Source organism: Cupriavidus phytohabitans (assembly GCF_000426345.1).
Lineage (GTDB): Bacteria > Pseudomonadota > Gammaproteobacteria > Burkholderiales > Burkholderiaceae > Cupriavidus.
The window spans coordinates 24,717-49,861 of the sequence record NZ_AUFE01000014.1; the positions used below are offsets into that span (position 1 = coordinate 24,717).

Annotated in this window: 20 protein-coding genes; 10 read left to right on the top strand and 10 right to left on the bottom strand. The window is 69.2% G+C overall.

Features of this window, described 5'->3' with window-relative positions; genetic code table 11:
* Window positions 1-290 precede the first annotated feature (290 nt).
* Window positions 291-1,364, top strand: coding sequence for a class I SAM-dependent methyltransferase (locus K309_RS0113025; protein WP_029046832.1), 1,074 nt, complete (start codon window positions 291-293; stop codon window positions 1,362-1,364).
* 43 nt (window positions 1,365-1,407) lie between these two features.
* On the opposite strand, the gene tldD is transcribed toward K309_RS0113025, so the two are convergent.
* From tldD to K309_RS0113040, 3 genes are all read right to left on the bottom strand, one after another.
* Window positions 1,408-2,868, bottom strand: a complete 1,461-nt coding sequence (gene tldD / locus K309_RS0113030) for a metalloprotease TldD (protein ID WP_029046833.1) — start codon at window positions 2,866-2,868, stop codon at window positions 1,408-1,410.
* A 115-nt stretch (window positions 2,869-2,983) separates the two neighbouring features.
* Window positions 2,984-3,805, bottom strand: coding sequence for a carbon-nitrogen hydrolase family protein (locus K309_RS0113035; RefSeq protein ID WP_029046834.1), 822 nt, complete (start codon window positions 3,803-3,805; stop codon window positions 2,984-2,986).
* Window positions 3,806-3,854: 49 nt separating this feature from the next.
* Window positions 3,855-8,240, bottom strand: a complete 4,386-nt coding sequence (locus K309_RS0113040; protein ID WP_035877364.1) for a YhdP family protein — start codon at window positions 8,238-8,240, stop codon at window positions 3,855-3,857.
* 281 nt (window positions 8,241-8,521) lie between these two features.
* Between K309_RS0113040 and glnE the strand changes: the two genes are divergently transcribed.
* Both glnE and rrtA read left to right on the top strand, forming a co-directional pair.
* Window positions 8,522-11,422 (top strand): bifunctional [glutamate--ammonia ligase]-adenylyl-L-tyrosine phosphorylase/[glutamate--ammonia-ligase] adenylyltransferase, encoded by a 2,901-nt coding sequence (glnE, locus tag K309_RS0113045; RefSeq protein WP_035877385.1) that lies wholly within the window; start codon window positions 8,522-8,524, stop codon window positions 11,420-11,422.
* On the top strand, window positions 11,412-12,056 hold the full coding sequence (gene rrtA / locus K309_RS0113050; RefSeq protein WP_029046837.1) for a rhombosortase: 645 nt from the start codon (window positions 11,412-11,414) through the stop codon (window positions 12,054-12,056). Before glnE ends, rrtA begins: the two co-directional genes overlap by 11 nt.
* Window positions 12,057-12,080: 24 nt before the next feature.
* Here the strand turns inward: rrtA and K309_RS0113055 are convergent, their stop codons facing one another.
* The 4 genes from K309_RS0113055 to K309_RS0113070 all read right to left on the bottom strand — a co-directional run bounded on the left by K309_RS0113055 (window position 12,081) and on the right by K309_RS0113070 (window position 17,114).
* Complete coding sequence (locus tag K309_RS0113055) at window positions 12,081-13,724, bottom strand: rhombosortase-dependent MprA family serine protease (protein WP_029046838.1); 1,644 nt, start codon at window positions 13,722-13,724, stop codon at window positions 12,081-12,083.
* Window positions 13,725-13,859: 135 nt separating this feature from the next.
* Complete coding sequence (locus K309_RS0113060) at window positions 13,860-14,303, bottom strand: hypothetical protein (protein WP_029046839.1); 444 nt, start codon at window positions 14,301-14,303, stop codon at window positions 13,860-13,862.
* A 67-nt stretch (window positions 14,304-14,370) separates the two neighbouring features.
* Window positions 14,371-16,119 (bottom strand): DNA repair protein RecN, encoded by a 1,749-nt coding sequence (recN, locus tag K309_RS0113065; protein WP_029046840.1) that lies wholly within the window; start codon window positions 16,117-16,119, stop codon window positions 14,371-14,373.
* A 77-nt stretch (window positions 16,120-16,196) separates the two neighbouring features.
* Window positions 16,197-17,114: an NAD kinase gene (locus K309_RS0113070; RefSeq protein WP_029046841.1), complete on the bottom strand. Its 918-nt coding sequence runs from the start codon at window positions 17,112-17,114 to the stop codon at window positions 16,197-16,199.
* Window positions 17,115-17,217: 103 nt separating this feature from the next.
* Here K309_RS0113070 and hrcA point away from each other — a divergent pair, with 103 nt between their 5' ends.
* The 3 genes from hrcA (at window position 17,218) to K309_RS0113085 (ending at window position 19,866) form a co-directional block, all read left to right on the top strand.
* Entirely contained in the window at window positions 17,218-18,255 is a 1,038-nt protein-coding gene (gene hrcA / locus K309_RS0113075) for a heat-inducible transcriptional repressor HrcA (RefSeq protein ID WP_029046842.1), read from the top strand.
* A gap of 103 nt (window positions 18,256-18,358) precedes the next feature.
* Window positions 18,359-19,474, top strand: coding sequence for a ferrochelatase (gene hemH / locus K309_RS0113080; RefSeq protein WP_029046843.1), 1,116 nt, complete (start codon window positions 18,359-18,361; stop codon window positions 19,472-19,474).
* On the top strand, window positions 19,471-19,866 hold the full coding sequence (locus tag K309_RS0113085) for an RNA-binding S4 domain-containing protein (RefSeq protein WP_029046844.1): 396 nt from the start codon (window positions 19,471-19,473) through the stop codon (window positions 19,864-19,866). Before hemH ends, K309_RS0113085 begins: the two co-directional genes overlap by 4 nt.
* Window positions 19,867-19,953: 87 nt before the next feature.
* Here K309_RS0113085 and K309_RS42425 read toward each other — a convergent pair whose 3' ends face one another.
* The gene (locus K309_RS42425) at window positions 19,954-20,127 is read right to left on the bottom strand and encodes a hypothetical protein (RefSeq protein WP_029046845.1); all 174 of its coding nucleotides are present in this window, start codon (window positions 20,125-20,127) and stop codon (window positions 19,954-19,956) included.
* A 272-nt stretch (window positions 20,128-20,399) separates the two neighbouring features.
* Between K309_RS42425 and grpE the strand changes: the two genes are divergently transcribed.
* Both grpE and K309_RS0113100 read left to right on the top strand, forming a co-directional pair.
* Window positions 20,400-20,954, top strand: a complete 555-nt coding sequence (gene grpE, locus K309_RS0113095) for a nucleotide exchange factor GrpE (protein ID WP_029046846.1) — start codon at window positions 20,400-20,402, stop codon at window positions 20,952-20,954.
* A gap of 87 nt (window positions 20,955-21,041) precedes the next feature.
* A complete protein-coding gene (locus K309_RS0113100; protein WP_029046847.1) occupies window positions 21,042-21,479 on the top strand; it encodes a thioredoxin family protein in 438 nt (145 codons plus the stop codon).
* A 27-nt stretch (window positions 21,480-21,506) separates the two neighbouring features.
* Here K309_RS0113100 and K309_RS0113105 read toward each other — a convergent pair whose 3' ends face one another.
* The gene (locus K309_RS0113105; protein WP_029046848.1) at window positions 21,507-22,790 is read right to left on the bottom strand and encodes a phospholipase A; all 1,284 of its coding nucleotides are present in this window, start codon (window positions 22,788-22,790) and stop codon (window positions 21,507-21,509) included.
* A gap of 152 nt (window positions 22,791-22,942) precedes the next feature.
* Entirely contained in the window at window positions 22,943-23,374 is a 432-nt protein-coding gene (locus tag K309_RS0113110) for a DUF1841 family protein (RefSeq protein ID WP_029046849.1), read from the bottom strand.
* Window positions 23,375-23,464: 90 nt separating this feature from the next.
* Here K309_RS0113110 and K309_RS0113115 point away from each other — a divergent pair, with 90 nt between their 5' ends.
* Window positions 23,465-24,406 carry a DMT family transporter gene (locus tag K309_RS0113115; protein WP_029046850.1) on the top strand — a complete coding sequence of 314 codons (942 nt, stop codon included), beginning with the start codon at window positions 23,465-23,467 and terminating at the stop codon, window positions 24,404-24,406.
* A gap of 88 nt (window positions 24,407-24,494) precedes the next feature.
* Window positions 24,495-25,082: a malonic semialdehyde reductase gene (locus tag K309_RS0113120; protein WP_029046851.1), complete on the top strand. Its 588-nt coding sequence runs from the start codon at window positions 24,495-24,497 to the stop codon at window positions 25,080-25,082.
* The last annotated feature ends 63 nt before the right edge of the window (window positions 25,083-25,145 follow it).

A 25,145-nucleotide genomic window follows, 5' to 3' on the forward strand; every position in this document is an offset into this window, starting at 1 on the left:
ACATGGCGGAAAAGGATGTTGGCTGAGGTCAGCTTGATTCGATTTTATGGAAAGGCGCTGGATTCATGCTGCGCTGCGTTGCAGAAGGGCAGGAAATTGCGCGCAGATCCGTAAAACTTCGAGGCGCCTTGATTGCCTGTGGTGCGACGAAGCATCTTTATAGCGCGTTTTGACAGGGTTGGCAAGTGTCCGCGACGCCGCCCCCGGCGCTTCGCCGCGCGCCATTTCCTGCTGTATCGGCTAAGGGCCGCAGCCTATATTGAACGGGGGAGCGCACGGGGAGGTGCATCATGAGCGTCGACGAGGCGAGGCTGAATGCCTTCATGGAGAAATTCGTCCACGATATCGGCGCGGTGATGCACGCCGCCACGGTGGTGGTCGGCGATGAACTGGGCCTGTACAAGGCCATGGCGGAAAAGCCGATGACCGCCGACGTGCTGGCGCAGAAAACCCATACCGACCCGCGTTACCTGCGCGAATGGCTGGCGGCCCAGGCAGCCAGCGGCTATGTCGACTACGATCCCGACAGCGCGGAGTTCAGCCTGAACGAAGAGCAGGCCTTCGCGCTGGCGCAAGAAGGCAGCCCGGCATTCATTCCCGGCGCGTTCCAGATTGCCGTGGCGCAATTCCGCGCCATTCCCAGGATGATCGATATCTTCCGCAACGGGCGCGGGCTGGGCTGGCATGAACACGACCCGGCGCTGTTCCATGGCACCGAACGCTTTTTCCGGCCGGGCTATGCCGCGCACCTGGTCTCGGAATGGATTCCCGCGCTCGATGGCATCGAGGCGCGGCTCAAGGACGGCGCCAGCGTGGCCGACGTCGGCTGCGGCCATGGCGCCTCGACCATCATCATGGCGCAGGCCTATCCGGCCTCGCGCTTCGTCGGCTTCGACTACCACGAGCCTTCGGTACGCCATGCCGCCGAGGCCGCGCGGCGTGCGGGGGTGGGCGACCGCGTGCGCTTCGAAGTGGCCAGCGCGAAGGACTATGCCGGCAAGGACTACGACCTGGTGGCGGTGTTCGACTGCCTGCACGACTTAGGCGATCCGGTTGGCGCGGCGCGGCACGTGCGCGAGACGCTGAGGCCGGACGGCGCGTGGCTGATCGTCGAGCCGTTTGCCAATGACAAGCTGGAAGACAACCTCAATCCGGTGGGGCGCGTGTTCTATTCCGCGTCGACCTTCATTTTCACGCCGGCGTCGCGTTCGCAGGAAGTGGGGCTGTGCCTGGGCGCGCAGGCAGGCGAGGTGCGCCTGCGCGGCGTGGCCGAACAGGCGGGCTTCGGCAGCTTCCGGAGGGCGGCCCAGACACCGTTCAACCTGGTGTACGAGGCGCGGCCCGTTGCACCGGAAGCACCATGAAAAACGGGACCCGCGGGTCCCGTTTCCTTGAGGCGATGTACGGTCAGGCCGTGCCGCCCACCGTCATGTTTTCAATGCGCAGCGTCGGCTGGCCCACGCCGACCGGCACGCTCTGTCCTTCCTTGCCGCACACGCCAACGCCCGAATCCAGGCGCATGTCGTTGCCGATCATGGTCACGTCCTTCAGCGATTCCGGGCCGTTGCCGACCAGCGTCGCGCCTTTGACCGGATGCGTGATCTTGCCGTCCTCGATCATGTATGCCTCGCTTGCCGAGAACACGAACTTGCCGTTGGTGATGTCGACCTGGCCGCCGCCGAAGTTGACCGCATACAGCCCCTTCTTGACGCTGGCGATGATTTCCTGCGGATCCTTGTCGCCGTTGAGCATGTAGGTGTTGGTCATGCGCGGCATCGGCAGCGCGGCATAGCTTTCGCGGCGGGCGTTGCCGGTGACCGGCATCTTCATCAGGCGCGCGTTGAGCGTGTCCTGGATATAGCCGCGCAGGATGCCGTCCTCGATCAGCGTGGTGCACTGGGTCGGGTTGCCTTCGTCGTCGAGGTTGAGCGAGCCACGGCGGTTGGCCAGCGTGCCGTCGTCGACCACGGTCACGCCCTTGGCCGCGACGCGCTCGCCCATGCGGCCGGCGAAGGCCGACGAGCCCTTGCGGTTGAAATCGCCTTCCAGGCCGTGGCCGACGGCCTCGTGCAGCAGCACGCCGGGCCAGCCCGGCCCCAGCACGACGGTCATCGCGCCGGCCGGGGCGGGGCGGGCGTCAAGGTTGACCAGCGCCGACGACACGGCTTCGTCCACGTACTTCTGCAGCAGGTCGTCGGTGAAATACCCGTAGGCATAGCGGCCGCCGCCGCCCGACGAGCCGATCTCGCGGCGCCCGCCCTGTTCGGCAATCACCGTCACCGACACGCGCACCAGCGGACGCACATCGGCGGCGATCACGCCGTCGCTGCGCGCCACCAGCACCACGTCGTACTCGCCGGCCAGGCCTGCCATCACCTGCACCACGCGCGGATCCTTGGCGCGCGCCATGCGTTCGATGCGCTCGAGCAGTGCCACCTTTTCGGCGGCGGCCATCGAATCGAGCGGGTCGTTGGGCGCGTACAGGTTGCGCCCCGCGTGCGAGGCCAGCTCGCCCGCCACCTTGACGCGGCCGTTGCCGGCGCGGCCGATGGTGCGGGTGGCGGCTGCCGCCTGCGACAGCGCGGCCAGGCTGATGTCGTCCGAATAGGCAAAGGCCGTCTTGTCGCCCGACACGGCGCGCACGCCCACGCCCTGGTCGATGCTGAAGCTGCCCGACTTGACAATGCCTTCTTCCAGGCTCCACGCCTCGTTGCGGGTGTACTGGAAGTACAGGTCGGCATAGTCGACCTTGTGCGTGAAGATATCGGCCAGCACGCGCTGCAGCTTGGCCTCGTCCAGGCCATACGGCGCCAGCAGCAGTTGCTGCGCGGTGGCCAGGTTGCGGATTCCGAGATCGCCGGCGTTCATGAGATGTCCTTTCTTCTGTTTGCCGCCCCGGCAGGTCATGGATCTTGCCGGTGGCGTGAAATGCCTGGTGCGGGTGGCACGTGCGACCACATGCGGCCCCGCGGTTGCGTACATGCTACAGCACCCGGTGTCGCAGTGCCGGCAGGTTTTGCCTGACTTCTTCCAGCCGCGCCGGGTCGATGGTGCCGGCCACCACGCCTTCGCCTTCGGGCAGCATGGCCAGCACTTCGCCCCAGGGGTCGACCAGCATCGAATGGCCCCACGTGCGGCGTCCGTTCTCATGCTTGCCACCCTGTGCGGCGGCCAGCACATAGCACTGGTTTTCGATGGCGCGGGCGCGCAGCAGGATCTCCCAGTGCGCCTGGCCCGTGGTGTAGGTGAACGCGGCCGGCATCAGGATCAGGCTGGTGCCGGCGCCGGATGCCAGGCCGCGGTACAGCTCGGGAAAGCGCAGGTCGTAGCACACCGACATGGCCACGCGGCCGCACGGCGCGTCGAAGCTGACCGGGGTGCGGCCGGCCAGGATAGTGCGCGATTCGTCATAGTTCTCGGTCCCGCGCGTGAAGCCGAACAGGTGGATCTTGTCGTAGCGCGCCACGCGCTCGCCGCGCGGGTCGAAGGCGAGCGAGGTGTTGTACACGCGCGCCGGGTCGTCGCACCACATCGGCAGCGTGCCGCCCACCAGCCAGATGCCGTGGCGGCGCGCGGCGCCGGCCAGGAACTGCTGCACCGGTCCATCGCCGTCGTGCTCGCGCACCGCCACCTTGTCCGCTTCGGAGCGGCCCATCATGCAGAAGTACTCGGGCAGCAGCACTAGTTGCGCGCCGCCTGCGGCGGCCTCGGCGATCAGCGCCTCGGCGCGCGCCAGGTTGGCATCGAGCGAGGTGCCGGTGACGGTCTGCACGGCGGCCACGCGGAACGGGGCGGGGGCGGTCATGGGCGTTGGTTTCCTCTTGGGCTCTCTCGGACTGTCTTGGGCGCTGGCTTCAGCGCGGGAACGCGGGGTCGGTGCGGTTCTGGAAACTGGGGGCTTGCGCCTTATTCTCCTCCACTTTGCCGATCTGCGGGTTGGCCCAGCTGCCGGTGATGCGGTAGTGCTGGGTGAACACCTTGGAGAACTCGTCGGCAAACAGCAGCTGCGCGGCGAGCGTGCCGATGCCCAGCACCGGGTTGATAAAGGCGGCTGCCACCGAGGTCGAGGTGGCATTGATGCGCGGCACCACCTCCACGCGCAGATCCTGGGTCTCGCGCAGCAGGTTGGCGGTGCCGCTCATGCTGGCGATGATCTGCGGACTCCTGAGTTCGAAATCCTGGATGGTGCCGACGCCGTTCTCGATCGTGCCGGAGCCGGAAACGCGGTCGAACAGCAGTCCGCGGCCCGACAGGCTGCGGAAGTCCAGCGTGGCAAAGCGCAGCAGCCCCTGCAGGCTGAGCACGCCCAGCAGCCGCGCCGCGCCCGGCTCGACGCTCAGGATCTGGCCATTCTCCAGGTCGAGCGACAGCTTGCCGGACAACGTCGGGTAGTCGATCGACAGCGGTGAGCCGCGCCAGGCCACGCGGCCTTCCAGCTTGCCCTTGCCGTCGCGCAGCGTGTGCGGCAGCCCCAGCCGGTCCAGCGTGGCGCCGGCGTCGCCGATGTCGATGACGAACGACAGCAGGGTGCGGCGTTCGGCATTGCCGTCGGCGCGCAGCCGGCGCGGCACGCGCCAGCTGCCGTGGCCGGTCAGCGTGGCATCGGGCTGTTCGATTTTCAGCTTGTCCAGGGTCCAGACCGGGTCGGTGCCGCTGGTGCCGGTATGCGCCTTGACTTCGAGCCTGCCGAAGTCGTGGCCGCGCAGCATGAACTGCTCGGCGACCAGGTCGATGGCGGGCAGTTCGTCGATGCTGCTGGCGAGGGCGTCGACCACGTTGCGCTCGTCGCTGGCATCTGGCACGTTCAGGCGCGACAGGCGCAGCTGCAGCGCGCCCGTGGCGTTGGCACCGGCACCGGCACCAGCACCGGCACCAGCACCAGCACCGGTCGCGGCCGGCTGCCACTGCACGGCGCCGGCGATCTGGCGCGACTCGATCCTGGCGTTCCAGCCGTCGGCTTCGCGCGTGGCGTCGAGCGCCACGTCGTCGAGCGTGCGGCCCATGCCATGGAGCGTGCCGGCGCGCAGCGCAATGCGGCCCGGCAGGAACGGCGAGGGGCGCGTGCCATCACCCGAAGTCGCCGGGCCGGCGAAGGCCTCGCGCCAGGCGTCGATGTCGAGCCGGTCGAAGGTTGCCGCGGCGCTGACGCTGGCCGTCGGCGCCGGCGCCGCCTGCTGCACGCCGATGCCGCCAGCGACCACTTCGATGCCATTGCCGCCGCTCTGCTCGCGGCGCAACAGGTAGCGTGCGTTGAGGGCGTTGCCCAGCTGCAGCGTCAGTTCGTCGATGCCGGCGCGGCCGGGCGCGGGGCGCAGCTCGACGCGCAGCGGCAGGTCGTGCGGCGCCGCCTTTGCCAGCGGCGCCGGCAAGCCGATGGCCATGCCGTTGAGCGAGGAATTCAACTGCACCTGCAGTTCGCGTTCGCGCATCGCGATCACGGTGTTGTAGCCGGTGCTGCCTTCCAGCCTGGCCGCCAGCGGCGCCAGGGCCGAGCCTGCCGTGAACTCGCGCAGGCCTGCCGCTGAGGCGGTGCCGCTTGCGGTGATGCGCGTGCCCCCTTCCGGCTGGGTGCCGCCGCCGAGCTTCACTTCTCCGCCCAGGAAGCGCGCGCGCAGGTTCTCCAGCCCGAAGCCGTGCTCGTTGAATGTGATGTCCCCGCTGGCATTGCCAAAGGCCGGCAGCTGCGGGCTGAGCACGACGTCGTTGCCGGGGAAGCGGAAACGTCCCTCCACTCTGGCCGCGTTGGCGTGCTCCAGCGGCATGTCGAGCTTGAGCCTGAGCTCGCCGTTGCCATGCGCACGCGCCGCGTCGGCCACGCGCGCGGTCCATTCGCGCACCGGCGAGGCGGCGATATAGCGCAGGAAGCCCTGGACCGGCCCGCTGGCGCCGCCGTCGATGGCGAGGCGGCCATGTGCGCTGAGGTCGTCGATGCGGCCGCTGACGTCCTGCAGCACTACACCCGGGATGTCGTGCACCGTGGCGCGCTTTGCCAGGAAAGTCATGCCACCGCGGTCGAAGGTGACCTGTCCGGCGATGTCGGTGAACGCCGGCCACAGCGGCGCGCCCCCCGCGCCAGTCTCGTGCGGCGCAATCTGGTAGCTGACGCGCTCGATCGGCACGTCGACGCGGAACTCGCCCGCCTTCTCGAACGGCGCGTGGAACGGGAAATGCTCCAGATCGCCCTTGAGCACGAAGCCGACGCCGGCTGCGTCGCCACGCACCAGCGCGCCAGCCAGGTAGTGCCGCGTGCCCGCCGGGATGGTCAGCGGCAGGTAGCGCGGCACGCGCGCGACCTGGGCGCGGGTCATCTCGCCGCTCAGGTCGGCGATGCCGGAAGTGCCGTCGCCGCCGGCGCGCCAGGTGCCGCGCACAGAGCCCGCAGCATCCGCGTTGGCAAAGCGGATGCCGTCCAGTGTGACCACCAGCTTGCCGCCGGCGTGGTGCCAGCGCACGTCGCCGCCGATCTGGTCGAACGGCACGCGCGGCTCCTCGAACAGCCCGGGCACCACCAGCGACGCGCCATTGCCTTCGAAGCGCGCATTGCCTTGCTGGTCGTCGAACGAGAACGTGCCCGACAGGCGCGAGAAACCAGGCGTGCCCAGCCGCGGACGGCCCCTGGCATCCAGGGCCGGCACCGCCGGCTGGCCATTGAGCGAGACGTCGCGCAGCGTGCCCTGCACGCTGTAGTGGGGCTTGCCGCCGCTGCGGTCGAGCATGCCGGCGCGCTCGCGGCTCCAGCTGACGTTGAGGTTGTCGATGTGGCCGGCCGGCTGCAGCGCGCGCAGCCGGCGCAGCACCGCGGTCTCAAGCGGCATCGAGCTGGCCAGCGCGCGCACCGTGTTCAGGTCCAGCGTGGGCGCCTTCAGCGTGAACTTGCGCAGGTTGCCGTCCTTGGCATAGGCCCAGCCGAGCTCGACCTTGCGCATGCCTTCGCGCCAGCTGCCGTCGGCGGACGCGGCCTGGCCGTCGGCGGGCTGCGGCTGCCACAGCAGCGTGTCGACGGTGAGCAGGTTGCTGCCGTCGCGTTCGGTCCGGTGCAGCAGGAAGGCCTGTGCATTGGCCAGCCGCAGCGGGGCGGCGGCGCCGGCCAGCTGCAGGTCGACGCTGCTGGCGCGCAGACGGGTCTGGCTGCGCACGATGCGGCCCTGGCGGAACTCGATGCTGCCGTCGGTGCTGAAGGTGCCGCTGGCCACGCCCTCGAACATGGCCAGGTAGCGCTGCAGCACCGGCAACTCCAGCTGGGCCAGGTCCCAGCTGGCCTGGCCGCTCCAGTAGCGCCAGTTGCCGGCGCTGTGCAGGTAATCGTTGCTGAAGCCGGACTTGACCACCAGCGGGCGCGGGCCCAGCGCCGGCGAGCGCGCTTCCAGCGTCACCGTATGGCGCGAGCCGTCGCGACGGGTGTCGAGGCGGATTTCGCCGATATCGAGCTGCGGCAGCCCGGCCTTCTCGTCGCGCCAGCGAAGCTTGCCGTCGGACAGCGACACGCGGCCCTGCGACATCAGCCAGCCCAGGAAACGGTCGTCCTCCTGCTGGCCGCCGGTGGCATCGACCGGCATGCCGCCGACCAGCAGCTTGCCCTCGGGCGTGCGGCGCACCAGGATGTCGGTGCCGGTGGCGCCCAGGCTGACGAACTGCAGGTCCATGCTGAACAGCGAGCGCCACGACAGCTTGCCGTCGAGCGTGGCGGTCGACAGCAGCACGCGCTTGCCATCGTCCACGGCGCGCAGGTCGCGGGCGCGGAAGGCGGGATGCCAGCCATCCCAGTAGGTATCGAGAGCGCCGATGGTCACCTGTGCCGAGAGCGCGACCGAGCCGCGCTCCTCAAGCCATTCGCGCGCGGCCGACGCCTGCGGCCACAGCACGAAGCGGATCAGCAGGCCCGCCACCAGCGCCAGCACGCCCAGCACCAGCGCCAGCCGTACCAGCGCGCGTCCCAGGCCGCGCCAGAATGGATGGTGCACCATGCCAATGGCCGCGCGCGCGCCGGCGCCGGCGATGCGGCGCAAACGCGCCAGGCCCTGCGCAGGGCGCGGCAGGGCAGGGGAATCGATACCTGGAGCAGCCAAGGAATGAGCAGGTGGTGGCGAAGCGGGGTGGTTCGCGGGATTGTTCGAGGAGCTGTTGGCTGGACTTTTAAAAGTGTCGTTGGCCGGCGCTGGCAGCGCAGCGGCGGCCACATGCCCACCCGCGCCGCCATTGGGGGGAGAACCGTCAGCGGGTTGTGGGGCGCGGCTGGACATGCGCAGATTATCCGACAATACTAGCCGCTCTCCAATCTGGTGCCCGGCCGGCTACAACAAGAATGCGCGCACCGGGGCAGCATGGTCCGGGCACGCCCGATCTGGCGCCGGTACCGGCCGCACCTTCTTTCGCATTTCAAATTACTGGAATGACTGCCTCTGACCCGACGAGTTCCGCCGCTGGCGATGCCTCAGACCAACATGGCGCGGGCGCCACACCGGTACCAGCCGATTTGGCGGATCCGGCGGCGGCGCTTGGCCCTGGCGAGGGCCCCGGCACCATGACCGCCGGCGCCTTTGCCGTCACCGCGGCGCAGTCATTGCCGCAGGGTCTGCAGGCGGCCGATTGCGGCGGCCACGTATTGTACTCGGCGGCGTATTCGCACTACGCGCGGCGGGTGCTGCAGGCGCGCCCCGAACTTCCCGCGGTGATCGCGGCGGCGGCCGGACAACCGCTGACGCGCGCGTGGATGGAGGCGCGGCTGCAGGCGCTGCACGAACCCTCGGCCGATGCCGAGGAAGCCACCAAGCGCACCTTGCGCCGGCTGCGCGCCGAGGTCATGTGCGCGGTGATCGAGCGCGACCTGCGCGGCCTGGCCGCGCTGGGCGAAATCACCGGCGCCATGACCGACCTGGCCGAACTGGCGATCCAGCATGGCCTGGCGGTGCTCGGGGCTGATCTCGCCGCTACCTTCGGCCGCCCGGTCGGAGAGCAAAGCGGCGAGGTGCAGGAGCTGGTGGTGGTCGGCATGGGCAAGCTCGGCGGGCGCGAGCTGAACGTCTCGTCCGACATCGACCTGATCTTCCTGTATGAGGAAGACGGCGACACGAAGGGCGGCACGCGCAGCCTGTCCAACCACGAGTATTTCATCCGCCTCGGCCGCCGCCTGATCAACCTGCTTGCCGAAGTGACCGCCGACGGGTACGTGTTCCGCGTCGACATGCGGCTGCGGCCCAATGGCGATGCCGGTCCGCTGGCGTGCAGCCTCGGCATGCTGGAGGAATACCTGGTGGTGCAGGGGCGCGAGTGGGAGCGCTATGCCTGGATCAAGGGCCGCGTGGTGTCGGCGCTCGACACGCCGCACGCGCAGCGCACCGCCGGCCTGCTGGCGCGCCTGACCACGCCGTTCGTGTTCCGACGCTACCTGGACTACGGCGTGATCGCGGCGATCCGCTCGCTGCATGCGCAGATCCGCAGCGAGGCCGCCAAGCGAAGCGGCGGGCTGGCGGGCCATGGTGTCAACCAGCGCTCCTTCAATATCAAGCTTGGCCGCGGCGGTATCCGCGAGATCGAATTCATGGCGCAGGTGTTCCAGCTGATCCGCGGCGGCCAGGATCCCGCGCTGCGCGTGCGGCCCACGCTGGAAGTGCTGGGGGTGGCGGTCGAGCGCGGCCTGCTGCCTTCCGGCCAGGCCGGACAATTGGGCGACGCCTACCGCTTCCTGCGCCAGCTGGAGCACCGCCTGCAGTACCGCGACGACGCCCAGACCCATCACCTGCCGACCTCGGAAGACGAGCAGCTGGCGGTGGCGCGGATGATGGGCTGCGCCAGCTGGAACGAGCTGCTGGCGCGCCTGGCGGCGCTGCAGGAGCCGGTGGCGCAGCAGTTCGAGGCCACCTTCTCCGATCCCGACGCCGCGCCCTGCGAAGCGCTGTGGCCCGACATCGTGCTCGACGACAACGCCGCGCGCGCGCAGGACAACCCGCAGCAGGACGGCGCCGAGCCGGCACAGGCCGAGCGAGGCGCGCAGGCAGGGTGCGACGACGATGCCACGCCATGCCGGCGCCTGCAGGCAGCCGGCTTCACCGACTGCACCGGCCTGATCGACCGGCTGCGCGCGACCGCGTCGTCGCTGCGCTACCGCGCGCTGTCCGAATCCAGCCGCGCCCGCTTCGACCAGCTGGTGAACCGCGCGCTCGACCTGGCCGCGCGCCAGGACGACGCCGACAGCACCATCGCGCGCTTTATCGACTTCCTCGAGGCCATCAGCCGACGTGCCTCTTACCTGTCGCTGCTGTCCGAGTATCCGCAGGCGATGGACCGCGTCGCGCAGACGCTGCACGCCTCGCGCTGGGCCGCGGCCTACCTGACGCGCCACCCGCAGTTGCTGGATGAACTGCTCGACAGCGATGCGCTGGCCGGCGCGCCCGACTGGCCCGCGTTCCGCAAGCGCCTGCACGAGCGGCTGCTGGCTGCCGAAGGGCAGGTCGAGCACCAGATGGATATCCTGCGCCGCGAGCACCATGCCGAGACCTTCCGCGTACTGCTGCAGGACCTGCACGGCATGCTGACGGTGGAGCAGGTGGCCGACCGCCTGTCGGACCTGGCCGACGCCATGCTCGATGCCACGCTGCAGACGGTGTGGCGCCAGCTCGCCACGCGCCATCGCGACACGCCGCGCTTCGCGGTGATCGCCTACGGCCGGCTCGGCGGCAAGGAACTGGGTTATGCCTCGGACCTCGACATCATCTTCCTGTATGACGACGAGCACGAGCGCGCGCCCGATGTCTACGCCGCCTTCGCGCGCCGGCTGATCACCTGGCTCACCAGCCATACCGCGGCCGGCGCGCTGTTCGACGTCGATACGCGGCTGCGTCCCAACGGCGCCGCCGGCCTGCTGGTCACCAGCTTTGACGCCTTCCGCCGCTACCAGCTGCGCGAGGGCGACAACACCGCATGGGTCTGGGAACACCAGGCGCTTACGCGCGCGCGTTTCTGTGCCGGCGATGCAGCCATCGGCGATCGCTTCGAGGCGCTGCGCGACGAGGTGCTGCGCCAGGACCGCGATGCCGCGGTGCTGCGCGACGAGATCGTGCAGATGCGCCGCAAGGTGGCCGAGGGCCATCCCAATCCCAGCAGCCTGTTCGACCTCAAGCACGACCGTGGCGGCATGGTCGACATCGAGTTCACGGTGCAGTACCTGGTGCTGCTGCACAGCCGCGCGCATCCGCAACTGACGCGTAATGCGGGCAATATCGCGCTGCTGCGCGAAGCCGGCGAAATCGGGCTGATCGATGCGGCGCTGGCGGTGGCGGTGGGCGACGCCTACCGGCTGTTCCGTGCGCGCCAGCACCAGCTGCGGCTCGACGGCCAGGCGCAGGCGCGCGTGACGGCGGAATCGGTTGCCGAGCAGACCGCGCAGGTGCGCACGCTGTGGCAGGCCGTATTCGGTGAGGACTGAGGCCGCGGTGGCCCCGAGCCGTCCCGCCGGGGCCTCGTGGCCGGGGCTGCTGGCGGCGATCACGCTGGTCTGGGCGCTGTCGGCCTGCTTCACCTTCCTGCCGTGGTGGCACGCGCACGGCCTCTACCTGCGCGATGCGGTGCGGCTCGACGGCCAGTGGTGGCGGCTGGCCACCGCCATGTGGGTGCACCTGGACGCGAGGCACTGGCTGGCCAACGCACTTGCGGCCGCGGGCCTGCTGGCGCTGGCCGGACGCTCCGCGCGGGCGCGCGCCATGCTGCTGGTGCTGGTGGCTTGCGGCCTTGCGGTGCAGGCCGCGCTGCTGCGCGTGCCAGCGGTCGGCTGGTATGGCGGCTTGTCCGGTGCCTTGCACGGGCTGGCGCTATGGGGCGGGCTCAGCCTGTTGCGCGCGCCCGGGTTGTCGCGCGTGCTCGGCGTGCTGCTGTGCCTGGGTGTGCTGGTCAAGGTGTGGCTGGAACAATCCTGGCTGGCGCCGGTTATCCTTGATCCGTCCTGGGGCTTCGGCGTGGTGCGCGCCGCGCACGCAGCCGGCGCGGTGGCCGGGCTGCTGTGCTGGGTGGCGCAGGAGTGGTGGCTGGCACGGCGGCCGCTGCGCAGCGCCGACGGCGGCTGAGCCGCGTCCGCGGCGCGACAGGCGTCACGCGCGCCGGCGCAGCGCGAAGCCGAACAAGCCCGTGCAGGCCAGCACGAGCGCGAGCCAGCGTGGCACCGCGCCGCCACCGCCGGACGGTGCCGGCGCGGCCGCCGGCGGGGCCGACACTGCCGCGGCCAGCGCGTTGTCGGCATCCAGCAGGCCGGCGCCGCACACGCCTGGATTGGTGGTGCAGAAGGTGCCGGATGGATGCGGCCGCGCCGAGGACTTCAGTGCCGCGGTCACCTGCGCCGGCGACAGCGAGCCGTTCAGCGCAAACATCATCGCGACCACGCCCGACACCATCGGCGCCGCGAAGCTGGTGCCCTGCGACGACGCTACCGTGTATGCGCCGAGCGACGTTTCACCATTGTTGCCGAGCGTGCGGATCACCGACAGCGTCGACGTGCATGCACCGTCCTGTACGCGCGAGTTGCCGCAGCCGCCGCCCGGCGCGCTGATCGCCACCTGCGGGCCGACATTGGCATAGGTCGCGTTCTCTCCGTCGTTGGCATGGGCCGTAACCGCGATCACGCCGCTGCAGTCGGCCGGCGCCTCGACCGCGCTGCGGTTGTTGCCCGCCGCCGCCACCACCACCACGCCGCGCGCGTTCAGGTCGTTGACCGCCTGCTGCTCGATGCTGCTGCACTTGCCGCCGCCGAGGCTGATATTGACCACGCGCGCCGGCGTGGGATTTGCCGGCACATCAGGCACCGGCAGGCCGCCGGCCCAGCGCATGCCATCGACGGTATCGGACAGCAGCGCACCGCACCGCCCCGAAACCCGCACCGGCAGGATGCGCGTGCTCCAGTCCACCGCGGCGATGCCTTCGCCGTTGTTGGTGATCGCGCCCATCACGCTTGCCACACGCGTGCCGTGCCAGCTGTTGGTGGTGGCTTCAGTGGTCGGCGAGGAACTGCCCGGGCAGGTGAAGCCGACCGGGACATTGTCGCCAGAGTCGGTGGCGTCGCCGTCGCGCCCATCGTTGTCGTTGGAGACGGTGGTGGTGCTGATGAAGTCATAGCCCGGCAGCAGCCGCGCGGCCAGGTCGGGATGGGGCAGCGTGCCGGTATCGACCACCGCGATCACGATGCCGCTGCTGCCGCGCGTGCGGTCCCAGGCGCGCGGCAGGTTGACGCCGCCGACTGTGGTGCCGGTGCCCATCAGGTACGGCTGGTTGGCGCGGAATTCCGGGTCGTTGGGCAGGGTGTCATGCAGCCGCAGCCAGCGGTCCGGCACGGCGTCGGCCACGCGCGGATCCTGGCGCAGGCGCGCGGCGGCGGCTTCCGGATCCGTGGCGAGTTCGTCCGGCACCTGCAGCAGGTCCATGTTGCCGCCCATGGGCCGGCGCAGCGTGGCGGCGATGCCGGTGCCCTCGCGCAACTGCTGCAGCCGGCTTGCTGCCTGCGCTGGCTCGGTCGACGCGGCCGGTGCCTTGCTGGCGGCGTCAGGCATGACGATGGAGGCCGTGCCATCGCGCCAGCGCACGATGATCTGGCCGGTGTATGTGGATGCCGCGGTGGAGGCGCTGGCCGCGAATGCCGCGTTGGTCGGTGCCGCAGCGCACATGGCGGCGATGGCGATCACGGATGCCCGCCATCGATAAACCGGGATGCAGCGACGGAAGACAGACTGCGCGGGATGCGGCATGTATTCCTCCAGGTGCACTCTGCGAGGCATGGGCCGCGCAAGGGGGTGTTATGTAGGGAATACGATCCGCCGCGGTTGCGCAAGGCCTACCGAAGGTCTAGAACCCGCCGCTTGCGGACAAGGCGGGGCGCCGGCTCAGCTCTTGGGCATGTCCCTGCTGGTCGGCATGGTGCGGTTGGGCTGGATCAGCCGGTCCGGTTCGGCGGTCTCGATGCGCGGGGTTGCGCGCAGCGTATCGACCGCCTGGTCGAGCGTGGTGCCGGGCGCGGCGGAGATCGCCGTGACCAGCCAGACTCCACCCGACATGGGGCGCTTGACCACGTAGCGGATCGGACCCTTGATCCCGGCGAGCAGCTTGCCGGCATCCTCGGACATGTCGACCGCGGGCGGCTTGAACTTGACCATGATGTCGCCGAGCGCGCGGTCGTCAGTGATGCTGCCGGGCGGCGGGGCAGAGGCCCCGGACTGCGCCTGGCAAGCGGACAGTGCCAGCAGTGCTGCCGTGGCCGCGGTGGCCAGGGCCAGTACGGCGCGCAAGGGGCGGTGGCGGCGGCCTGCCGGCGGCGCGTGGCGGGTCATGGTGGGACTCCTGTGAAAGTTGGTTCGGTAGGCCGATGCGGGCGCGACGTGCGAGGCGCGGGAGGCGTCAGCCGGCGGCGCGGCGGCCGCGCCGGCTTTCCTTTGCCGTGCCGCGCACCGCGGCGCCGGCCTGGGCTTCGGCGCCTTGCGCCAGCATCTCTTCGGCATGCTGCAACGTGGTCGCGGTGACGGTGGCGCCGCCCAGCATGCGCGCGGTCTCGACCACGCGCCCGGCCGGGTCGAGCATGCGGATGCGCGAACGCGTGACCGAGCCATCGCCGCCATCGGTGGTTTCCTTGCTGACGAGCAGGTGCGTGCCGGCCTGCGCGGCGACCTGCGGCAAGTGGGTCACGCACAGCACCTGGCGCGCGCGGCCCAGTTCCTGCAAGCGCCGGCCGACCACTTCGGCGACGGCGCCGCCGATGCCGGTGTCGACTTCGTCGAAGATCAGCGTCGGCGTGGGCGAGGCCTCGCTGGTGATCACGGAGATCGCCAGGCTGATGCGCGCCAGCTCGCCGCCGGAGGCGACGCGCGCCAGCGGCCGCGCGCTGACGCCGGCATGGCCGGCCACCAGGAACTCGACCTGCTCCAGGCCGTAGCTCTGGCCTTCTTCCAGCGTGTTCAGCGCGGCGACGAAGCTGCCGCCCGCCATCGACAGGCCCTGCATGGCGTCGGTGACCGCGGCCGACAGCGCCTGCGCCGCCTGCGAGCGCGCATGGCTGAGGTGTTGCGCCAGCGTCAGGTAGGCGGCCTTGGCAGCGGCTTCGCGCGCCATCACCTTGTTCAGGTCCTGCGCGGCCTGCAGGTCGTCGAGCTGCTGGCGGCGCGCCAGCAGCTCATCGGGCAGCTGCTCGGGAGGCAGGCGGTACTTGCGCGCGGTGGCGTGCAGCGCCTGCATGCGTTCCTCGACGGCCTGCAGCCGTTCCGGATCCAGTTCGAGCCGGTCGACGTAGCGGGTCAGCGAGTGCGCGGCTTCCTCGGCCTGCACCTGGGCCGGCTCGAGCGCGGCCAGCACGTCGCGCAGCGCCGGGTCGACGTCGGCCAGCTGCTGCAGCCGGTGCACGATCGTGTTCAGCGCCGACAGTACCGAGCCGTCGGCCTCGGACAGCGCGTCCAGCGCCGCGCGGCTGCCGTCGATCAGCCCGGCGGCGTGCGACAGGCGGTTGTACTCGGCCTGGATCTCTTCCCATTCGCCAGGCTGCGGGTTGAGCTTGTCGAGCTCGCCCACCTGCCACTCCAGCCGCTCCCGTTCGAGCTGCATCTCGCGCGACTGGTGCTCGACGGCCTCGCGCTGGCGCACGCAGGCGCGCCACGCGCGCCAGGCCTCGGCCACCGCGCCGGCCTGCTGGGTCAGCCCGGCGTGGGCGTCGAACAGCAGGCGCTGCGCATCCGGGCGCAGCAGCAACTGGTGTGCGTGCTGCCCGTGGATGTCGACCAGCTGGTCGCCCACTTCGCGCAACTGCGCCAGCGTGGCAGCGGCGCCGTTGATAAAGGCCTTGCTGCGGCCGCCGGCATCGACCGTGCGGCGCAGCAGCACCGAGCCGGCGCCGTCATCGTCCTCGGCGTTGAGTTCGCGCTCGGCCAGCCAGGCGTCCAGCGCCGGGTGGGTCGAGAAGGTGGCGCTGATGCTGGCGCGCGCGGCGCCTTCGCGTACGATGCCGGCGTCAGCACGCTCGCCCAGCACCAGGGCCAGGGCGTCGATCAGGATCGACTTGCCGGCGCCGGTCTCGCCGGTAAAGACGGTGAAGCCGGAGGTGAAATCCAGGTCGAGCGTGTCGACGATGACGAAATCACGGATGGACAGGCTGCGCAGCATCGTGGCGGGAAGTAGGATCGGTCCGGAAGGGCGGGCTGGCGTCGGATGGGGTGGCTAGCTCGGGCTCTGGGGGCGGCTCAGAGGCGGTTGTCTTCGGACGGGTACTCGTGCCAGTGCAGCTTCTTGCGCAGCGTGGCGTAGTAGTTGTAGCCCACCGGGTGCAGCAGGTTGATGCTCTTCTCCGAGCGCCGCACCACGATGCGGTCGCCGGGCAGCAGAGACGTCAGCGACTGCATGTCGAAGTTGACGCTGGCGTCGCGCGCGCTGGCGACCTCGATGGTGACCTCGGCATCGTGCGGCAGCACGATAGGCCGGTTCGACAGCGCGTGCGGGGCGATCGGCACCAGCACCACGCCCGACAGCGTCGGATGCAGGATCGGGCCGCCGGCGGACAGCGCGTAGGCGGTCGAGCCGGTCGCGGTCGACACGATCAGGCCGTCCGAACGCTGGTTGTACATAAAGTAGCCGTCCACGGACACCGCCAGCTCGACCATGCCGGAAATGCCCGAGCGGTTCACCACCACGTCGTTCAGCGCCAGCGCGGAAAAAATGACGCTGTCGTCGCGTACCACGCGCGACTCGAGCAGCAGCCGGTTCTCGGCCTCGTAGCGGCCGTCGAGCATGTCGGGCAGCACCGTGTGCACTTCTTCCAGCGCGATGTCGGTCATGAAGCCGAGCCGCCCGTGGTTGACCCCGATCAGCGGCACGTCGTGGCCCGCCAGCTGGCGGGCGATGCCCAGCAGTGTGCCGTCGCCGCCCAGCACCACCGCCACGTCGGCGTGCTGGCCGATTTCCTCGGCCGACAGGGCAGGGTAGGCGGTCAGCCCGGTGGCCAGCGCGGTCTCGCGCTCGAACACCACATCCTGGCCGTTGCGCAGGATATAAGAGGCGATTTCCTCCAGCGGTCCTTCGATGCCGGCAGTCGAGTAGCGGCCCACCAGGGCGACGGTGTTGAACGAAGTGCGCAAGGCGCTGGCTCTCTGGGGCGCGGACATGCCGGGATTAGACCATACCGCCGCTGACGTTGCCAGCAGGCGGCGCCGCCGCAACCCAGGCGGAGCGCCAGAAGGTCTAAAACTTGCGTAAAATCGGGACATCATGGATGAACGTTCCAAAACGCTGCTCAAGACCCTGATCGAGCGCTACATCGCCGAAGGCCAGCCGGTCGGGTCCCGCACCCTGTCGAAGTACTCGGGGCTGGACCTGTCGCCCGCGACCATCCGCAATGTGATGTCCGACCTGGAAGAAATGGGCTTTATCGCCAGCCCGCACACGTCGGCCGGCCGCATCCCGACGCCGCGCGGGTACCGGCTGTTCGTCGATTCCATGCTGACGGCCAAGCCGCTGGAGCACAACGCCGACCTGGCCGAGCTGACCGGCCAGATCCAGGGCCAGCTTGGCGCCCAGCAGCTGGGGCCGCAGCGCATGATCACGACGGCGGCACGCACGCTGTCCAACCTGTCGCACTTCGCCGGCGTCGTGATGACGCCCCGGCGCGCGCAGGCGTTCCGGCAGATCGAATTCATGCGCCTGTCCGACAAGCGGATCCTGCTGATCATTGTCAGTCCCGAGGGCGATGTGCAGAACCGGATCATCCAGACCGAGCTGTCATACACCCCGGCCCAGCTGATCGAGGCGGCCAACTACTTCAACTCGCACTACGCCGGCATGAGCTTCGACACCGTGCGCGGCCACCTGCGCCTCGAGCTGCAGGACCTGCGCCGCGACATGTCGCAGCTGATGCAGGCTGCGGTCGAGGCCGGCAGCGTGGCCGAGGACGAGGAAGACGACCACGTCTATATCAGCGGCGAGCGCAAGCTGCTGGAAGTGGAAGACCTGTCTTCCAGCATGGACAAGCTGCGCCGTCTGTTCGACGTGTTCGAGCACAAGACCAGCCTGCTGCAGCTGCTCGACGTCTCCAGCCACGCGCAGGGCGTGCAGATCTTCATCGGCGGCGAAAGCCAGCTGGTGCCGCTGGAAGACATGGCGGTCATCACCGCGCCGTATGAGGTCGACGGGCAGATCGTCGGCACCCTCGGCGTGATCGGCCCGACACGCATGGCATATGAGCGCGTGATCCCGATCGTCGACATCACCGCGCGGCTGCTGTCCAGCGCACTGAGCCAGAACCAGTGACGCGGCTGGCCGGTCTGACAAGCTGCCCCATTCCTACCGAGCGCCGCCAGCGCCGGCGCGCCGCCATGGCGCGCTCCCGGCAGTGCCCCAACCCGGAAGCGACATGACGTTTTCACCTGAACCGGTCTACCAGCACGGTCAGGCGCCACGCACGGCGCTCCTGCTGGTCAACCTGGGGACCCCGGATGCGCCCACGCCCAAGGCGGTGGGGCGTTACCTGAAGGAATTCCTGTCCGACCCGCGCGTGGTCGAGATCCCGCGTGCAGCCTGGCTGCCGCTGCTGCATGGCGTGATCCTGCCGCTGCGCTCGCGTGCGTCGGCGCTGAAGTACGAGTCGATCTGGCTGCGCGAGGCGCACATGACCGGTTCGCCGCTGCTGGTCTACAGCGAGCGCCAGGCGCATGCGCTGCAACGGCTGCTGAACCAGAACGGCCACGAGGTGACGGTGGCGTGCGCCATGCGCTACGGCAACCCGTCGATCGCCTCGGTCATGGAGGCGCTGCGCCGCCAGGGCTGCGAACAGGTGCTGGTGCTGCCGATGTACCCGCAGTACTCGGGCACCACTACCGCGACCGCGTTTGACGAGGTCTTCCGCGTGCTGGCCCAATGGCGCAACCAGCCCGAGCTGCGGCTGGTCAAACATTTCCATGACCACCCGGCTTATATCTCGGCGCTGCACCAGCAGGTCGGCGGCTACTGGTCACGGCATGGCATGCCCGACTTCGCGCGCGGCGACAAGTTGATCCTGTCGTTCCACGGCGTGCCGCGGCGCACGCTCGAGCTGGGCGACCCGTATCACTGCGAGTGCCTGAAGACGGGGCGGCTGCTTGGCGACGCGCTGGGCTTGCAGCCGGGACAGTATCAGGTGACGTTTCAGTCTCGTTTCGGCAAGGCGGAGTGGCTGCAGCCGTACACCGCCCCGACGCTGGCGGAGCTCGGCAAGGTCGGCGCCGGCCGGGTCGACGTGTTCTGCCCGGGCTTCCCGGCGGACTGCATCGAGACGCTGGAGGAAATCGCGATGGAAGGGCAGACCGAATTCAAGGTCGCGGGCGGCAAGGATTTCCACTTTATTCCTTGCATGAACGATTCCGCGCCGTGGGTGGCCGCGATGGCGGAGATTGCCCTGCAGCATCTGCAGGGATGGCCGCTCAAATCGCCGCACCCGCATGAACTGGAAGCGCGCCGCGCGCGCGCGCAGACCCGGGGAGCCGCAGCATGAACGTGGATTTCGAAGCGGATGCGCGCCAGCGCATCGACAAATGGCTATGGTGCGCGCGCTTCTTCAAGACGCGCTCGCTTGCGGCCGAGGCGGTGGAGCGCGGCAAGGTGACCGTCAACGGTCAACTGGTCAAGAACTCGCGCGAAGTGCGGCCAGGCGACAAGGTCGCGCTCGAGGCACACCAGCAGCGCTGGGAACTGCAGGTGAAGGGCATTGCCCCGGCGCGCGGCCCTGCACCGGTGGCGCAGACGCTGTATGAAGAAAGCGTCGACAGCCAGGCGCGCCGGCAGGCCGAGGCAGAGCGCCGCCGCCTGCAGCCGGAGCCCGCCGCGCAGTTGCAGGGCCGCCCGACCAAGCGCGACCGCCGCCGCATCGATGATTTCCGGCACTGACGAGGGCAGGAATGACACGCGGCGGCGCCGGCAGGATGCCGGGGCCGCCGCGGTGCGGGCGTGTGTGCCGGAAAGTTGCGCGGGCGCCTATTCCTGCGAGACTTCCTGGCTGACGATAGGAATGATGTAGTGCTTGAACACCGCCTTGCCACTGCCATACTCGGTATCGCGCGGCGTGAAGGCGCCGGACAGGCAGATAAAGGCGGTCATGACCGCCAGGGCGGCCACGAGGCAGAGCGTCACGACTGGCAGCTTGTGCATGGCCAACCTTTCGGAAGAGGCACAAAAATGAACCATCTCCGGCTCCCGGCATTTTTGTCATTTTTCTTCTTGTGAATGTTAGTGAGTGCAGTGCAGCAAGGCAATAAGGCCTCAATTGCATAACTCCCGCCTTTGTAACCGCTTGTTTCAGCGTCTCGCCGGCGCCACTCTTGAAATCCGGCGCGATGCCACCAATTGCCGCTAAACACGCCGATTGACCCACCGCGGCCGTGCCCACGGACGGCCGCGCCAATGCATTGATACGGACCGACATGGAAGAACAGAAGCAGACGCCATCCACCCCGACGCCCAACGACGAAGCCAGCACTGCCGCCGCGCAGGAGAACGCTGCGCCGGAGGCTGCCGCCGTGGAAGACGTGGCGGCCCAGCTGGCCGCCCTGGAAGCCAAGGCGCGTGAGCATTACGACCTGTACATGCGCGCGGTCGCGGAAGGCGAGAACATCCGCCGCCGGGCGCAGGAAGACGTCACCAAGGCCCACAAATTCGCCATCGAGAACTTCGCCGACAACCTGCTGCCGGTGATGGACAGCCTGCAGGCCGCGCTGGCTGACGGCTCCGGCGACATCGCCAAGCTGCGCGAAGGCGTCGAACTGACCGCGCGCCAGCTGGCTGCCGCGTTCGAGCGCGGCAAGATCGTGGAACTGAACCCGGTCGGCGAGAAGTTCGACCCGCACCGCCACCAGGCCATCTCGATGGTGCCGGCCGACCAGGAACCCAACACCGTCGTCACCGTGCTGCAGCGCGGCTACACCATTGCCGACCGCGTGCTGCGCCCGGCGCTGGTGACGGTGGCGGCACCGAAGTAAGCCGGACTGCTCTTAGCTGCTGACGTTGCGCCCGGTGCCATTCAGGCCCGGGCGTTTTGCTTTTTTTGCCTTTGCGGGAGCCAACCCATGTCAAGCGAATCGCCCGCCGGCGTGTCATCCGCGGGCCAGGCCGCGGCACCACACCTCGACCACCGCGCCTTCGAGGCCTTCGGCATGCGCCAGGTCGACGATGCGAGCATCGACGCCGCGATTGCCCAGGCCGGCGATGCGCTGGTGTGCGTGTTCTTCTGGGGCGTGGATTGCTTCAATTGCGAGATGGCAAAGAAGGCCATGCTCGCCAATCCCGAGCCGATCCGGGCGCTTGGCCTGCACTGGCTGCACGCCAACGTCTATGCGCATCCCGCGCTGGGCAAACGCTTCGGCCTGCACGGCATCCCGGTGTTCATGTTCTTCCAGAGCGGCAAGAAGCTGGGCCGTGCCACCGGCTGGCATGGCCACGGCCAGTTTGCTGCCGCAGTCGCCAATGCGCGGCTGAAGGCGGACGGCAAGCCGCTGGCGGGCTGAACCGGAAAGCCAGCGGCAGCAGGGGCATTAGCGCGACAGCGCGTAGCCGATGCGGAACTGCCAGGGCAGCTTGTGGTTGTAGTCGAGCAGGCTTTCGCCGTAGCCGACGAAGTAACCCGCCATCAGGTAACCCGCGGTGCCCGGCAGCAGCCGCGCCAACGGATAGGTGACCTGCGCATCGACGCTGCCGTACCACTTGCGTGTGCCCTTGCGCAGCGTGGCGGAGAACTCCCAGGAATCCGGACGCCCATAGGCGATGCCCAGGTCCATATAGCCACGGTAGTGGGCGATGTCCGGGTTGTCGCCCTTTTCCACGTAGGCATAGAGCTTGGGCGCGACGCGCCAGTGCCAGTCGTTCTGGTCGCCGAAGTAGAACGTCGGCTTGACGAACACGGTGTTGATGCTGCGCGACTCGTCGCCGCTGCGGCCGTTGGATTCGTGCTCCACGCCGGCGGCCAGCGACAGCCGGCTGATGGCCCGATTGCGCACGCCGGTGTCCGACAGGTAGTAAAACAGGCTCGGCCGGTAGTTGGTATCGCGGAACGGCTTGGACTGTTCCGACAGGTCCCACAGCGAGAACTGGGTGAAGCCGAGATAGAGGTTGTCGAACAGGCTTTTGGATGCCGGGTCTTCGCCCTGGAAGATCCGGTACTTGAAGCTGAACTGGAACTTCGCGTTGGCGCCATCGTGCGCGCCGACGGTGAAGTACATCGGATCGTAGAACGACAGGCGCGCGCTGTCGCGCAGGTCCGCCGGCGCCGGGGCGGTGGCGCTTGCGCTGGTCACCGGCGTGACGGGAACCGGGGTCGCCTCCGCGGCTTCGCCGGCCGACCCCGGCGTAGCGGCTACCGCGGGCGGGGCGGCGGTGACCGCCTCGCCCGGCTGTGGCAGCCGGTTCAGCGTGACCAGCACCGGCGCGGCGTCGATGCCGGTCGCATCCAGCCGCACCTGGCCGCGCAATTGCGGCGGCAGGGTCGCGGTGTAGCGGATGGCGCGGTGTTCGCCGCGACGCAGGTTGACCATGGCGGGTCCGGATACCTCGCGCCACAGCACCAGCCGTACCGGCGCCTGCATTTCGCTCGACGCGCTGACTTCCAGCGTATCGGGGATCCGGTAACGGCGCGTCGCGCCGTCGGCGCTGACCACCAGCGTCAGCGTCAGCGGCTGGTTGCCGTCGATCACGCGCGGCGGCTGCAGCAGCGCCACGCCAGCGTGGCCGGCCAAGGGCCAGGCCAGTGCCAGGGACAGGCAGAGGGGGGCGACGGCGCGGCTGGCAGCCAGCAGCCGGCGGGGCAGGGTCAATCGGGACATGATGCCAGGGCACCGCGGGCGCGGCTTGATCGGCGCGCGCGGCATTGGGAAATTTCGGAACCCGCAAAGCCTACCATGCGGTAGAAAACGGGTTGTGACGAAATGTACGCAGCCGGCACGCAGACGATTGGCAGCCGGCTGGAGTGACGCGCTCAGCGCATCGCGCGCCGGCGCACGCTGTCGACGTATTGGTCGCCGTCCGGTGGCAGGCCGCTGCGCTGTGCCTGCCACAGCATCTCGCCCAGGCATTCCATCACCTGGTGCTGGGCCTCGTGCGGCGAATCGAGCCGGCGCGCAAGCGCCTCGTAAGCCTCGCGGATGCCGCGTGGCTGGTCTACCGAGACCTGTTCCGAGATCGAAAGGTGCATCGCCAGGTGCAGGAACGGGTTGGTCTGGCCTTGCTCGGGGGTGTAGTCCTGCGCCAGCGCGCCTTCGGTGTCGCGCAGCAGGTCGTGGTACTCGGGATGCTCGCCGATCCAGTCGACGGCAATGACTTCCAGCGGCGTCAGCACGCTGCCCGCGATCTGCTTCTGCCAGGCTTCGCAGAAGAAACGGCGGACTTCTTCTCGTGAGGGATTAAACATGGTGGCGCCATTGTAAACGAGGGCCGCGGCGAGCGCTGCCGACCGGCGGCGCCAAGTAAAATGCGGGATCGCCGACTTCTCGCAGCCTTCATGACCGCCTCCGTCTCCACCACCGCCCAGGAACAGGCCCGCGCCAAGCTCGCCGGGGTGCTGCTGATCGCGGTGTCGGCCAGCGCCTTCGGCGCCATGGCGATCTTTGCGCGCTTTGCCTATGCGGCCGGTGCCGACGTCTACGGCCTGCTGTTCGTACGTTTCGTGCTGGCGGCGGTGGCGCTGGCGTGGGTGATGCGCACGCGCGGCATCGGACTGCCGCCGTGGCGGCGTGTGCTGGCGCTGGCGGCGATGGGCGGCATCGGCTACGTCGGCCAGTCGTTCTGCTTTTTCAGCGCGCTGAACCATGCGCAGGCCAGCCTGGTGGCGCTGCTGCTGTACCTGTACCCGCTGTTCGTGACGATCCTGGCAGCGGTGTTCCTGAAAGAGCGGCTGACCACGGCGGCCGTGATCGCGCTGGTGCTGTGCTCGGTGGGCGCAGGGCTGACGGTGGGCGGGGGCGAGGGTTCGCCCCTGGGCATCGCGCTGGGGCTGGCGGCGGCGGTGATTTATTCCGTCTACATCATCGTCGGCGCGCGCGTGACCGCCGGCGTCAACCCGATTGCCACGACCACGGTGATCTGCACTGCGGCCGCGCTGGTCTACGGCGCGGTTGGCCTGCTGCGCCTTGGCGCGGGCGTGCCGCCGCAGTTCCCCGCCAGCGCTGGCGGCTGGCTGGCACTGGCGGCGATCGCGCTGCTGTCGACGGTGCTGGCAATCCTGACCTTCTTCGCCGGGCTGCAACGGCTCGGCGCGGCGCAGGCCTCGATGCTTTCGACGCTCGAGCCGGTGGTCACGGTGATGCTGGCGGCGTTGCTGCTGGGCGAGCATATCGGCGGTACGCAGGCGCTGGGCGGCGGGTTGATCCTGGTCGGCGTGCTGTGGCTCACGCGGCGCAGCAGCGCGCCGGCGCCGGCCCGCGGCGACATGCAAGAGAATTGAACGGGTCGGTCAAAGACGCTGGCGCGGCACATCCTGGCCCTTGGGTAGAATCGCGGCTTCTGACACTTCTTGGATAGGAAATAGCCGCATGTCCCAGATCGACCAAGCCGCGCTGGCGCAACTGTTCACCGAGGCCCGTACCCACAACGTGTGGCAGGACCGGCACGTGGACGACGCCGTCCTGCACCAGATCTATGACGCGATGAAGTTCGGCCCCACCGCCGCCAACAGCGGCCCGGCCCGCATCGTCTTCGTCAAGAGCGCGGCCGAGAAGGCGCGCCTGGTGGAATGCATGTCGGCCGGCAACGTCGAGAAGACCCGCTCCGCGCCGGTCACCGCGATCATCGCCTTCGACAAGGCCTTCCACGAGCAGCTGCCGCGCCTGTTCCCGCATGCCGACGCGCGTGCCTGGTATGCCGGCAACGATGAGAAGATCGCCCGCGACGCCCTGATGAACAGCTCGCTGCAAGGTGGCTATTTCATCCTGGCCGCACGTGCGCTGGGCCTGGATTGCGGCCCGATGGGCGGTTTCGACGCCGACAAGGTCAACGCGGCCTTCTTCCCCGATGGCAAGTGGTCGGTCAACTTCCTGGTCAACCTGGGCTACGGCATTGCCGACAAGCTGCATCCGCGCCTGCCGCGCCTGTCGTTCGACGAAGCCTGCCGCATCGTCTGAAGATGCCGCGCGCCAGTGGCGCCGGGAATAGAAAAAGCGACCCATGAGGTCGCTTTTTTTGTG